This is a genomic window from Streptomyces sp. NPDC022910 (assembly GCF_055561075.1).
Genome location: NZ_JBVHHL010000001.1, coordinates 292287 through 304911, shown reverse-complemented (window position 1 = coordinate 304911; position 12625 = coordinate 292287). Strand labels below are relative to the sequence as shown.

General features: G+C 70.5%; 11 protein-coding genes and 2 pseudogenes. 8 read left to right on the top strand and 5 right to left on the bottom strand.

Annotated elements, in window-relative coordinates; translation table 11 throughout:
* The first annotated feature begins 539 nt into the window (after positions 1–539).
* Positions 540–1049, top strand: coding sequence for a MarR family winged helix-turn-helix transcriptional regulator (locus ACZ3TS_RS01625; protein WP_467612490.1), 510 nt, complete (start codon positions 540–542; stop codon positions 1047–1049).
* Positions 1050–1793: 744 nt separating this feature from the next.
* On the opposite strand, the gene ACZ3TS_RS01620 is transcribed toward ACZ3TS_RS01625, so the two are convergent.
* Together ACZ3TS_RS01620 and ACZ3TS_RS01615 are read right to left on the bottom strand one after the other, a co-directional pair.
* Positions 1794–2132, bottom strand: a complete 339-nt coding sequence (locus tag ACZ3TS_RS01620; RefSeq protein ID WP_467612487.1) for a GNAT family N-acetyltransferase — start codon at positions 2130–2132, stop codon at positions 1794–1796.
* A 21-nt stretch (positions 2133–2153) separates the two neighbouring features.
* A complete protein-coding gene (locus ACZ3TS_RS01615; RefSeq protein ID WP_467612484.1) occupies positions 2154–3143 on the bottom strand; it encodes a pirin family protein in 990 nt (329 codons plus the stop codon).
* A 62-nt stretch (positions 3144–3205) separates the two neighbouring features.
* On the opposite strand from ACZ3TS_RS01615, the gene ACZ3TS_RS01610 reads away from it, so the two are divergent.
* From ACZ3TS_RS01610 to ACZ3TS_RS01600, 3 genes are all read left to right on the top strand, one after another.
* On the top strand, positions 3206–3760 hold the full coding sequence (locus tag ACZ3TS_RS01610) for a carboxymuconolactone decarboxylase family protein (RefSeq protein WP_467612481.1): 555 nt from the start codon (positions 3206–3208) through the stop codon (positions 3758–3760).
* A 286-nt stretch (positions 3761–4046) separates the two neighbouring features.
* Positions 4047–5225 (top strand): MFS transporter, encoded by a 1179-nt coding sequence (locus ACZ3TS_RS01605; RefSeq protein WP_467612620.1) that lies wholly within the window; start codon positions 4047–4049, stop codon positions 5223–5225.
* Between the two features lie 667 nt (positions 5226–5892).
* The gene (locus ACZ3TS_RS01600) at positions 5893–6612 is read left to right on the top strand and encodes an alpha/beta fold hydrolase (protein WP_467612478.1); all 720 of its coding nucleotides are present in this window, start codon (positions 5893–5895) and stop codon (positions 6610–6612) included.
* Between the two features lie 190 nt (positions 6613–6802).
* On the opposite strand, the pseudogene ACZ3TS_RS01595 reads toward ACZ3TS_RS01600, so the two are convergent.
* Positions 6803–8058: pseudogene (locus ACZ3TS_RS01595) on the bottom strand (MFS transporter); the annotation flags it as partial.
* A 355-nt stretch (positions 8059–8413) separates the two neighbouring features.
* Here ACZ3TS_RS01595 and ACZ3TS_RS01590 point away from each other — a divergent pair.
* The 3 genes and pseudogenes from ACZ3TS_RS01590 to ACZ3TS_RS01580 form a co-directional block, all read left to right on the top strand.
* Positions 8414–8719 (top strand): hypothetical protein, encoded by a 306-nt coding sequence (locus ACZ3TS_RS01590; protein WP_467612475.1) that lies wholly within the window; start codon positions 8414–8416, stop codon positions 8717–8719.
* 152 nt (positions 8720–8871) lie between these two features.
* Positions 8872–9387 (top strand): hypothetical protein, encoded by a 516-nt coding sequence (locus ACZ3TS_RS01585; protein WP_467612472.1) that lies wholly within the window; start codon positions 8872–8874, stop codon positions 9385–9387.
* Between the two features lie 235 nt (positions 9388–9622).
* Positions 9623–9916, top strand: a pseudogene (locus ACZ3TS_RS01580) (Tn3 family transposase); the annotation flags it as partial.
* Between the two features lie 125 nt (positions 9917–10041).
* On the opposite strand, the gene ACZ3TS_RS01575 reads toward ACZ3TS_RS01580, so the two are convergent.
* Both ACZ3TS_RS01575 and ACZ3TS_RS01570 read right to left on the bottom strand, forming a co-directional pair.
* A complete protein-coding gene (locus ACZ3TS_RS01575; protein WP_467612470.1) occupies positions 10042–10668 on the bottom strand; it encodes an NADPH-dependent F420 reductase in 627 nt (208 codons plus the stop codon).
* Between the two features lie 33 nt (positions 10669–10701).
* Positions 10702–11436 (bottom strand): SDR family NAD(P)-dependent oxidoreductase, encoded by a 735-nt coding sequence (locus ACZ3TS_RS01570; protein ID WP_129772044.1) that lies wholly within the window; start codon positions 11434–11436, stop codon positions 10702–10704.
* A gap of 144 nt (positions 11437–11580) precedes the next feature.
* Between ACZ3TS_RS01570 and ACZ3TS_RS01565 the strand changes: the two genes are divergently transcribed.
* Positions 11581–12192, top strand: a complete 612-nt coding sequence (locus ACZ3TS_RS01565; RefSeq protein ID WP_467612467.1) for a TetR/AcrR family transcriptional regulator — start codon at positions 11581–11583, stop codon at positions 12190–12192.
* Positions 12193–12625: the final 433 nt, after the last annotated feature.

Below are 12625 nucleotides of genomic sequence, written 5' to 3'. Positions count from 1 at the left end.
CCGATCCGGCCGGGGCGGTCGCGTTCGGGTTCCGCTCAGTGCTCACCCTGGTCTGCGGCGAACGACGACGCCATCCAGGCCGGCACCGCGTTCCAGTGGTCCGTGCCCGCCACGACCACGGGTTCCCGACAGGGACACACGCCTGTCGGGGGTTCGACCTGATCAGCCTCGAGAAGTCGGGAACCGGACCCGAGGCACAGAGCGGAGTGCGGTGGACGGGCAGCCGTCCGCACGGACCCTCGTCGAGTTCGAGCCGGACGGCGACGGCACCGCCCTCGCCCAGGCGCCGGCCGAGGCACTGGAGCCCGAGAAGGGCTGGTACTCCGACTACACCGTGGGCGAGGAGCGGGCGGTCGTCTTCGCCGGGAAGGCGTTCCGCTATCGGCGCGGCGACGCGGCCGGCCGCGCCGAAGCGGTCGCGTACGGGAGGGTAGTCCGCATCGCGAGAGAACTACGTCCAAATTGTGAGACGATCGCGGGTTCAACCGAGACTTGCCTTCCCCTCATTCAAAACTGGACGACCAGTAGACTGGGGGACCATGGCCCACTCCGCCGCCCCCGCCGATCAGCCCGGAACCGACCGGTCGGACGAGGACGGGTTGCTGCCGGCCGAACTGCGCGCCTGGATGCAGCTCCTGGCCGCGGCCGGGGCGATCGAGCAGCAGCTGCGCTCCCGGGTCAAGGAGTCCCTCGGGGTCTCGCACGACGAGTTCCTGGTGCTGTGCCTGCTGGCCGACCAGCCCGGCGCGGCCCTACGCATGTCGCGGATCGCCGAGCTGCTCGGCCGCCCCAAGACCCGTCTGACCTACCAGATCGCCTGTCTGCAGCACGCCGACCTGGTCACCCGGCGTTCGGTGTGCGGTGACAAGCGCGGCATCGAGGTCGCCCTCACCGACAAAGGGCGCCGTCTGCTGCGTGAGGTCTCCCCTGCGCTGGCCGAGACCGTCACCGCGGCCGTCCAGCACGTGATCGACCACCGGCAGTGCGAGACGCTGCGCGGGCTGCTGCCGGGGGCGGCGGAGGCCGCGGGGGCCGACACGGCCGGATAGGCCCCCGGCCGTCGCGACGGACGCGAAGCGACCTGCGTTCCCTGACGGCCCGCTGGTGCGCGCTGACCTTTTGTTCTTGCCTGAGCCGTATTGACGGTGCTCGTGACCCACCGCCACGTCGACTACGTGCGTGTCACCACCAGGGATTGTTCCGCCGCGAGCCGACGCTCCGCTCCGGCGTCCGATCAGCCCGCTTCCCCTCACGGCACACCCTCCCGCGCTCGACTCCGACCACCCCTGCCCACAGGCCCGGCAGGCGGAGCTCGCCGCTCTGAGCCCCGGTGCCGACCGGCTCCGGGTGCTCCAATCGCCCTACGGGCACGTTGGTTTCCTCATCCGCACTGGGCGGGGGTCAGGACGGCCGTGGAGAAAACGGCGGGCACGGGTGCCTCCTACGGAGACGTTGGATCAACTCGGTGGTCGGCACCGACGTGCCGCCTTCACCACATCAGGGGTTCTCGGGGCCGGCCAAGGAGGAACAGCAGGGAGAACGCCGACAAGAGCTCCCGTCCTGACGTGCGTCATTCCGCCGCCGCGGACCGCGCCGTCGCGGCCGCCGGGCGTGCGCAGGATCGCTTCCCGCACCCGACGATCAGATCAGGGAGGGGGCGCGGGAGCACGGGAGTGCCGGCACGCGTGCGATCGGCGGAATGGACCGGGGCCACGGCCCCGGTCCTCAGGCAGCCCACGAGCGCCGCCCGCGGCTCGGAGGGGCGGTCGCGGGCCGCCGGGGCGGTGCAGCTCTCAGCCCAGTTCCGTGTCCAGCCACTCCAGCACGTCGGGCGTGACGGGGTCGGTGATGTCGGCGAACTCCTCGTGCTTCATCAGGAACTTGGCCACGTAGGGGCAGACCGGCACGATCCGCTTGCCGGACTCCCGCACGTCGGTCAGCGCCTGCTGGACCAGCTGGGCGGCCAGTCCCTGTCCGGCGAAGGCCTCGCCGACCTCCGTGTGGTAGAAGACGCGCTGTGCGCCGCGGTCGCGGTATGCGGTCAGACCGGCGCGCTCGCCGTCGACCAGGATCTCGTAACGGTGCTTGGCGTCTACCCGCTCGACGGTCGGAGCGGCGGACGGCTGGCTCATGGGGTGCCTTTCAGCTGGAGGTCAACGCCGCGGCGGGTTGCTGCGCGGCCTGATGACGGCGTTGGGCAGGGCAGGTGCGGGCAGCCGGTCGCCCGCGTATCCCTCGACCGTGCCGAAGCGCTCGGAGGCGTTCTGCCAGTCTTCGCGGGCTCGGACGATATCTTCATGGCTGCGGCCGATGAAATTCCACCACATGACGATCTCTTCCTCGAACGGGGTTCCGCCGAGCAGTACCGTCCGAGCCGTGTCGTGCGACTCGTTCACCAGCGTCAACGTGTCGGTGCCCGGGGCCGCGTAGCCCAGCTCCGCCGGGCGCAGCAGGGCGTCGGCCATGCGGACGTTCCCGTGGTCGACGAGGAGACCGTGTTCGAAGGCGGGGTTCACGGCGAGCGTGATCGCCGCTCCCGGCTCGAGGACGATCTCGGCGCCGAGCAGCGGCGTGAAGGTGCGCACCGGGGAATCGTGTCCGGCCAGGGACCCCAGGAAGACCCTGAGTTCGGCCCCGTCGATCCGCACGGGCTCGGGTGCGTAGTGCTGGAAGTCCCGTTCGGTGTGCCGGTGTTCCTCGGGCAGCGCCACCCACAGTTGCACGCCGTGCAGGACCGCGGTCCGCGCGGTCGAGACCTCGGAGTGGCTGATGCCGTGGCCGCCCGTCATCAGGTTCAGCTCACCGGGCCGTACGAAGGCGTGGCTGCCCAGGCTGTCACGGTGCTCGATCTCCCCGCTGAACAGCCAGCTCACCGTCTGCAGCCCGGTGTGCGGGTGCGGGGCGACGTCCATGCCGCCGGTCTCTGCGATGTCGTCGGGGCCGTAGTGGTCGGCGAAGCACCACGCTCCGATCAGGGTGCGGGCGCGCTGCGGGAGCGTCCTCCGCACGGTCATCGCCCGCGGACCACCGAGTGGCACGTCACGCGGGGCGAGCACCTCGATCACTGGGACCTTCGTCTCCCGCCGGTCGTCCACCGCCGCTCCGCAGCGCACTTCGACGGACTCCGCCTCTACGTTGCTCATGGGACACCGCTCTCCATCCCGCACAATGGTTTTACATTCAACAACAATATCGGGATCATAGGATGACAAGCCGCCCGGCGCACGCCCAAGCAGCACAGACCGGAGCGGTGACCCCGAAGGAGTCCAGGTTGAGCAGCCGCACCACACAGTCCGAAGGCCCGCGGATCTTCATCGACAAGCAGAGCCCGAAGGCCTATCACGCCCTGGTCCAGACGTCCGAGGCCGTTCGCTCGGGCGCCGCCGACGCAGGGCTCGACCGTACCCTTGTGGAGCTGATCAATCTACGGGTGTCGCAGCTCAACCGCTGCGCCTACTGCCTCGACCTCCACACCGGGGCCGCCCTGCGTGCGGGCGAGACCACGCAGCGGCTCGGCGTGCTGGCGGCCTGGCGGGACACCGAACTGTTCACACCTGCGGAGCGCGCGGCACTCGCGCTGGCGGAGGCCGTCACGGACGCGTCCCACGCCACCGCGCAGGAGTCCGCCTACGACGCGGCCCGCGAAGTGTTCTCCGACGACCAGATCTCCGCGGTGATCTGGGTGGCGATCACGATCAACGCGTTCAACCGGGTCTCGATCATGAGCAAGCACCCGGTGCGGACCGGCGCCCGGCAGTGACGCCTCCCCTCGGTGCCGTCCCCACCGGGGCGGCGAGCCTCCGGCGCGGGGGTCATCTCGGAAGGAGATGACCCACATCAAGAACCATCGTCGTGGATGAGGAAGCAGGGCGAGTCCCCCAGCGCTTACGCCCCGTGAGAGCACCGAAGAAAATGCTCGACCGTCGCATGGCACCCGCTCCGAGCCGGCTCCCCGGCTCCCTCTCCCGAAGAAGGGTCCTGTGTCCGAGACAACCGATCTCCGAGCCTCACGCGTGAACACAACCAGGGCGGAACCCGCTCACGGTGTGCCGGGGTGGCTGATCGCGCTGCTCGCCGTAGCCTCCGGCATGACGGTCGCCAACCTCTACTACGCACAGCCCCTGCTCTCCTCGCTGCGCGACGTCTTCCACGTCAGCACGGCCACCGCGGGCGTACTGATCACGCTCACCCAGGTCGGCTACGTGATCGGCATGCTCTTCCTGGTCCCGCTCGGCGACCGGCTGGAGAAGCGCACCCTGATCAACACCCTGCTGACGGTCACCACGCTCGCCCTGGTGGCGGCGGGTCTCGCGACCGGCTTCCCCATGCTGCTCGCGGCCTCCCTGATCAGCGGCGCCACCTCGGTCGTCGCCCAGATCCTGGTCCCGTTCGCCGCGAGCCTCGCCCCCGACCACGCACGCGGCCGGATCGTGGGCCGGGTGATGAGCGGCCTGCTCACCGGCATCCTGCTGTCGCGGACCGTCAGCAGCCTGGTCTCAGACGTCGCCGGCTGGCGCGTCGTCTACCTCGGCTCAGCCGTTCTCATGGCCCTCCTGGCCGTGGCCCTGCGCGCGGCACTCCCGCGGCAGGCACCCACCACGACCGTGCCCTACGCCGAGGTCCTGCGCTCCACCCTCAGGCTGGTGCGCACCCACCCCGCACTGCTGCGTCGCGGCTTCTACCAGGCGGCCATGTTCGGCGCGTTCAGCGCCTTCTGGACCACCGTGTCCTACCTCCTCACCGGCCCGCGCTTCCACTACTCCCCCATCGGCGTCGGCGTGTTCGCCCTCGTCGGGGCGGCCGGAGCGGCCGTCGCCCCGCTCGCCGGCCACTGGGCCGACCGGGGGCTGGTGCGCCCCGTGACCGGCGTCGCGTTCGCCGTCGCCGCACTGGCCTTCGCCGTAGCGGGATTCGGAGGCCACAGCATCGTGCTGATCGCCCTGGCCGCCGTCCTCATCGACATGGCCGTCCAGACCACCCTCATCCTCGGCCAGCACACCATCTACCAGCTCGACCCCCACGCCCGGGCCCGCCTCAACTCCGCCTTCATCGCCACCTTCTTCATCGGCGGCGCCCTCGGATCCCAGCTCGGCTCGATCGCCTACCGCGACGGCGGCTGGGGTGCGGTCACGGCGCTCGGCGCGGCGCTGCCGGTCCTGGCGTTCCTGTACTGGGCCACCGAGCAACGGGCCGCCGACCGCCGAGAGGCCCGTAACTCGGAGTAAGAAAAGCCGTGACGTACGGTAATGGCTTGGGCAGTCGAGGAGCCGAGGGGGCGGGGTGGTTCCGGAACCCGTACGGTTCGCCGTTCTGGGACCGCTCCGGGTCTCGCAGGCGGGACGGAGCTGAACCCCGGCAACCCTCAGAAGAGGGCTCTGCCCGCGCAGGCCGGTGAACCGGTCCCCCCGAGATCGTGGAGGCCCTGTAGAGGGCGTGACTCCCGCAGAGCGCGGTCAATGTGATGCGCCGTCACATAGGGACACCGCGCCGCCTGCCGGAGCCGGAGCTGCCCACCCGCGCGACCGGCCACTGACTGATGCGGAGCGCGGCCGGATACCGGCTGCGGACCGACACCGGGGCTTCGTGAGCACCACCCACTTCGGCCGCGTGTCCCGGGCCGCCTACGGAATGTCCTCGGCGACTGGCCGGACACCGTGGGCCGCCGCTGAGGCCGCCGACGCCTTCTTGCCGTCTCCTCCCTCCAGCACCCGGCGCCTTCGCCAGGGTCGTTCCGATGCGCTCGTTGTGCGCTGCCGGTTCAACGGCGGTGCGCGCACGGGCAACAAGGGCCCGCAAAACGGCTTTAGCGTGAGAAACGTTTCCGCCGGGAGGAGCCCCGGCGTACCGCACACCGCGCTGCACGCCGGCTGAGCCCGAGGAGAGACACCACCCATGACTTCGTCCACCCCCACCGTCGTTCTCGTCCACGGGGCGTTCGCCGACGCGGCCAGCTGGTCCGGCGTCATCGCCGAACTGCAGAGCGAGGGCATCGCGGTCGTGGCGCCGCCGAACCCGCTGCGTGGGCTCGCGTCGGACGCCGCCTACATCGCCTCCGTGGCCTCTCAGATCGACGGCCCGGTCGTGCTGGTGGGCCACTCGTACGGCGGCGCACTCATCACCGAGGCCGGCGTGACGGAGAACGTCGTCGGGCTGGTCTACGTGGCAGCCTACCTGCTCGAAGAGGGCGAGAGCCTCGGCGAGCTCCAGGGCCGCTTCCCCGAATCTCCGCTGGTGAGCAACCTGAAGGAGTGGACCTACCCCGTGGCGGACGGCGACCCCGCGGTCGAGGTCAGCATCCAGCAGGACGCCTTCCCGTCGGTCTTCGCAGCCGATGTGCCGGCCGACGTCACCAAGGTCCTGGCGGTGGCGCAGCGTCCGCTCGCCGCCTCGGCGTTCGCCGAGAAGGCCACCGCGGCCGCGTGGCGGACCAGGCCCGCCTGGGCCCTGGTGGCGGGCGCGGACCACGCCATCAACCCGGAGGTTCAGCGCTTCGCCGCGAAGCGGGCCGGTGCCACCGTCGTCGAGATCGAAACCGCCTCGCACGCCGTCGCGGTCTCCCGGCCCCAGGAGGTCGCTGGTCTGATCCGCGACGCGGTGCGCGCAACTGCCTGAGCGGGTGTGACCCCCGGTCCCCGTTCGCCCCGGGGACCGTGAGCGCAGCGGCCCCCGGGCGCGGAGCTCCTCCGCCCCCGAGGGCCGCCCGAGGGCCGGGGCGCGGACGGACTACACCCGGGGATGGGAGAGTTCGATGTCGTCCGCCCTCCGCCGCCCGGATCCGTGGTGTGGCGGCCGGTGAGCCCCCCGCCTTCTCCCCGGCGCCGACCGCGGCCGGCACCACGGCGGGCGCGGGCTCAGGTGTCGCGGAATCGGCCGCGCGCCGGCGCGGGATGAAGGCGGCGACGACGAAGGCCAGGACCGCCGCGCCGGAGCCGACGGCCATGACCACCTTGAAGCCGTTCTCGGACGGCAGGGAGACGGAGCCGAACGTGGTCGTCATCTGGGCGAGGACGACGCCGGCGACCGCGCTGGCGGTGGACGTGCCGATGGACCGCATCAGCGTGTTGAGGCTGTTGGCGGCGGCCGTCTCGGACGGGCCCACGGCACCCATGATGAGCGCGGGCATCGCGCCGTAGGCGAAGCCGATACCGGCGCCGATGACGCACGAGACCAGGACGATCTCCCATACGGCGTTCATCAGCCAGACGTTGAGACCGTAACCGGTGGCCACGATCACCGCGCCGAGCATCAGGGTCACCTTCGGACCCCTGGCCTTGGAGATGGCGGCGGAGACCGGCGCCATGGCCATCATCACCAGCCCCGTCGGAGCCATGACCAGTCCCGCGTCGAGCAGCGACTTGCCGAGACCGTAGCCGGTCGCCTCAGGCAACTGCAGGAGCTGCGGAAGCACGAGGGACATCGCGAACATGGAGAACCCGAAGGCGAGGCGAGGTTCGTCACGAGCACCTGACGCCCGGCGGTGGTGCGCAGGTCCACCAGCGGTTCCTTGGCACGCAGTTCGAAGAAACCCCAAGCGACCAGGACGACCACGGCGGCGGCGAAGAGTCCGAGGGTGGTGTCGCTGCGCCAGGCCCAGTCGGCACCCTTGGAGACCGCCAGCAGCAGGCAGACCAGACCGGCCGCCACGCCGAGGGCGCCGACCAGGTCGAACCGTCCGCCCGTGCGGACCTTCGACTCCGGTACGCAGAACAGCACGAGCACGGCGGCGACAGCACCGAGCGCGGCCGAGGTCCAGAAGAGCACGTGCCAGTCGAAGTGGTCGGCGATCAGCGCGGCGGCGGGCAGGCCGAGAGCGGAGCCGACGCCGAGCGAGGCGCTCATGAGCGCGGTCGCCGAGCCGAGCCGTTCGGCGGGCAGTTCGTCGCGCATGATGCTGATCCCGAGCGGGATGACACCGGCGGCCAGGCCCTGCAGCGCCCGTCCGACGATCATCGGGGTGAGCGAGTCGCTCAAGGCGGCCGTGACCGACCCGGCGACCAGCATCACCATGCTGGTCAGCAGCATGCGGCGCTCGCCGTACATGTCGCCGAGACGGCCCATGCCGTGCTGTACCTGGCCACGCCGTCCGGAGCTGACGTACGGGCCGCCATGCAGGCCGGCCTCCTGGGCTGCATGACGACCCCGGCACAGGGCAACGTGATCCCGCCCGGCGCCCTGTACGCCTGCGACAACGGCAAGTTCGGCAAGGGTTGGCCCGGCGCCGAGGCCTGGTTCGCCTGGCTGAAGGCGACCGTCGACCGCTACGGCCGTGATCGCTGCCTGTGGGCCGTGGCCCCCGACCTTCCCATGGACGCCGCGGCGACCCTGGCCGAGTCGCTGCCGTGGCTGGAGCGGATCCGCGGCCTGGGCGTTCCGGTCGCTTTTCGCCGCCCAGGACGGCAGCGAGCACGGCCACGTGCCCTGGGACTTGATCGACGTGCTGTTCCTTGCGGGCTCCACCCAGTGGAAGACCTCACCGGCCGCGCACCGCCTGGCCCTGAGGGCGCAGGAGAAAGGCATGGCCGTCCACATGGGCCGCGTCAACTCCCGCCGGCGGCTGCGCATCGCGCAGGCCTTCGGATGCACCAGCTGCGACGGCACCTATCTCGCCTTCGGGCCCGACACCAACCTCCCCCGCCTTCTGGCCTGGATGAACAAACAGCCGGCCAAGGGGTTCGTGCTCACCGTCGATCCGACCGTCATCGAAAGGGCAACCGGATGACGCGCCCGGCCGCTCGGCGGAAGCGGCCAGGCCAGGCGACGATCCCCGACGGTCGGGGCGAGGTCCTCGATGCCGGCAGGGCGGCCGCCGTTCAACGGCGCCGTGCCGAGAGCGAACAGTGCCGGCAGCGGGTCCTTACCGTCCTGGCCGCGATGCGCAAGAGCCGCCAGGCCCTCTCCGATGCGGAGATCACCCGGCGGGCCGCCGTCAACCCGCAGTACCTTCAACGCCACCGCGACCTCAAAGCGGAAGCTGAGACTGTCCGCGCCCACCTGGCCCAAGACGGGCCGCGGGCGGCGGCAGCAGCGACCGCCCGCAAGGAGGCGGCCCTCGAAGTCGAGAACCGCATGCTCCTGGAACAGAACGCCGCCCTGCAACGGACCCTTCACGAAGTCCAGAACGAGCTGCGCACGCTACGCGCCCGCGAACTGGGCGCCCGCCTCCGTGACGGCCTGGGTGCCCGCTCGCTGCGCGACACGGAGATGGAGGAACTGCGCGAGCAACGAGACGCCGCACTCGCAGCCGGCCGCCTAGCAGAGACCGCCATGCAGGCACTCCGCAACGTCAACCAGCGACTGATGGTCGAGAACAGCCGGCTGATCGCCGCAGATGCTCCGGAACCAACCCGGACAGCCCCAGCCGCCCGCAAGCCGCCCGGCCCTTGCTAAGCCTGCCGCCGACCGACCTCTGACCGGCACCGCCGGCAGCCTCGAACCCGACGGACGGAGTCGGTACGGATCTGACCGCATGACCAGGTGAGGCCCCTCCAACGCTCCGGAGAGGCCTCACCGATCTCCAGAACCACCGGTACACGCCCCGGTCACGGCCTCGAACTCCTGAAGCCGGGAACTCGGGCGGCGGTCAGGACCGGTCTTCGCCTGCGACTATCTCGCTGATGAGCATCTCCGCCGCGAGATCAACGGCGGACTGCAGGTCGTCGAGAGCTGGAACTCCACCAACGACAAGATCTTCTGCGGCCGCGAGAGCGTCCTCACCGGCGCCGACCGCGAGCACGCCGAGGTCTCCATGCTCGCACTCCATCTCCTGCAATCCAGCCTGGTCTTGATCAACACCCAGCTTCTCCAGGCGGTCCTCCGCGACCCGCAGTGGGCGAGGGAAGCTCACCGCCGCAGACCGGCGCGGGCTGTCCCCGCTGTTCTGGTCCCACGTCAACCCGTACGGGAGATTTCACCTTGATATGGACAGCAGGCTCTACATCACCAGGAGGTACGCCTACCTCGGATGGCCTGGGTGCCGCTTACTGCCCGTCGCCGTGATGCGGCGGCGGGCTCCGCGGTGGGCGCTCTCCTTTCGGTAATCCGTCAACCGTTTGGAAGTTCGGTGATGCTGAGGGCGAAGTCCAAGTTCCCCACCCCGTGGTTGGCGAGGCCCACCGTGATCACGCCCGCTCCTTCCAGCCAGTGCGCCATTTTCAGGCCGCCGACGTCCAGCGGGCGCAGTCCGAGGGTCTCGATGAACGCCTCCACACATGCCTTGGCCTGAGCATTGTCGCCGGCGATGAAGACGTCGGGCCGACCCTTCTCCAGGACATGACGGAAGACGGTGTTGAACGCCTTCACCACGCTGGCGCCGGCCGGGGCGACCTTGGCGACTTCCTGCGCGATCGAGGTCTCCTCGCGGTGAGCTAGCCCGTCGAACGTGGAATTGAAGGGATTGCTGATGTCGACGATGACCTTGCCTGCGAGAGCGTCTCCGTACTCGGCGATGACCGGCACGACACCGTCGTACAGCAGGGCCACGATGACGATGTCCCCGGCCGGAGCGGTGCCCCATTCTCCCGTTGTGGTGCCGCCGCCGAGAGCCTTGGCCAGGTCAGCGGCCTTGGACTGATCGCGGCCCATGACCTCGACGGTGTTGCCGCCCGCCACCGCCCGCGCGCCGATGGCGCGGGCCATGTTCCCGGCGCCGATGATGCTGATGTTGCTCATGAGATGTCCTGCCCTGGTTGTGTGTTGTTCGGTTTAGATGGCGGTGGTGCCGCCGTCGGCGACGAGTTCCATGCCGTTGACGTAGCTGGAGTCGTCGGAGGCGAGGAAGAGGGCGGCGGTGGCGATTTCGTCGGGGCGGCCCATCTGGCCGCGGGGGATGAGGGACTCGAACTGGCGCTTGGTGGCCTCGTCGAAGAGTTCTTCCTGCTTGGCGGTGGCGACCTGGCCGGGGGTCAGGACGTTGACGCGGATGCGGCGGTCCTTGAGTTCGTTGAGCCAGATTCGGGCCCAGGCCTGCTGGACGGCCTTGCTGCCGGCGTAGACGCTCCAGCCGGGGAAGGCGCCGAGGGAGGCGTTGGAGCCGGTCATGAGGATGGAGCCGCCGTCGTTGAAGAGCGGGAGGGCCTTCTGGACGGTGAACAGGGTGCCTCGGGCGTTGAGCCCGAACCAGGTGTCGAACTGGGCCTCGGTGATCTCGCCGAGCGGGGCGGGCTCGCCGCCGCCGGCGCTGGCCCACAGCACGTCGAGGCTGCCCTTCTCCCGCTTGACGGTGTCGTACAGGCGGTCCAGGTCGTCCAGGTCGGCGGCGTCGCCCTGGACGCCGGTGACGTTGCGGCCGATCTGCTTCACGGCCTCGTCCAGGGCCTCCTGGCGGCGGCCGGTGATGAAGACGTGCGCTCCCTCGTCGACGAACAGCTTCGCGCCGGCCAGCGCCATGCCGGTGGTGCCGCCGGTGATGACCGCGACCTTGCCGTCAAGCTTTCCCATGGTCGTTCCCTTGAGTCGGTGGTGCCGTGTGTACCTGAGGCGATGCTGTTATGTACACCGCCCTGTGTGCTTACGGTACGGGGTGGGCGGCCGGGGCGCAAACTATGTACACCGGTCATTACCTAGCTGCGGTACGATGGCGCCATGACGGAGTTGGAGAAGGGCCCCACGGGCCGCCGACGCGGCCGGGGCGCCCGCGAGCGCATCCTCAGTGCGTCCCAGCAACTGTTCCGCGAGCAGGGCATCAACCGCACCGGCATGAACGAGCTTTGCGAGGCGGCCCAGGTGTCCAAGCGCACGGCCTACCAGCACTTCACCGGTAAGGACGAACTCGTCGCCGAGTACCTGCGCCGGTTCGACCCCTCCGTTCTGTCCGGCGTGTTCGACCGCACCGACCTCACACCCCGCGAACGGCTCCTCGCCGCCTTCGACATCCCCCCCACCACCCCCCTGTGCCCCTACATCGCCGCCACCGTCGAACTGCACGACCCCCAGCACCCCGCATCCCAGTACGCACGCGACTACAAGAAAGCCGTCGCCGCGCGGCTCGCCGACACCGCCCGCGAAGCCGGCGCCGCCGATCCTGAACAGCTCGGCGAGCAGCTCGCGCTGCTCATCGACGGCGCCGCGGCCCGCACCCGGGTCCTCAACGCCGACGCCTTCCCCACCGCCGCCGCCATCGCCGCCGTCCTCATCGACAACGCCATCCCCGCCACAGCCGGCGATGACCGGCGGCGGGAGGAAGTGTCGAGTTAACTTGGCACTCCGCGGCCGGGCTGGAGGCGCTGCCGGTCGCGCGGCTGCACCCGCTGGTACGCGACACCAGCCGCCCGACACCTGGCCCGGACCTGCTGGCTTTTACGGAACTGGCCGCCCGCGTGCTGAAGGCCACGGCAGAAGCCCCCGGGGAGCCGGCGACCCGCGAAGGCTTCAGCAGTTCGAGGCAGTCATCCCGGCACAGGGCGCTGGCGCGCCGCCGGTTCGAACAGACGGCTGTTCACATACGTCCGTACGCGGTGGCGCATGAAGAACTCGTACGCAGCTGGGAGGTTGTGAGGATGCGGGTGGGGGGGCCGGGGGGCGGGGGGGGGCCCCCCCCCCCCCCCACCCCCCCCCACCCGGGGAGTGGCCACCCCCCCCGCCACAACAACCCCCCCGCCCACCCCCCGCGGCCGCCCCCCGGGGGGGA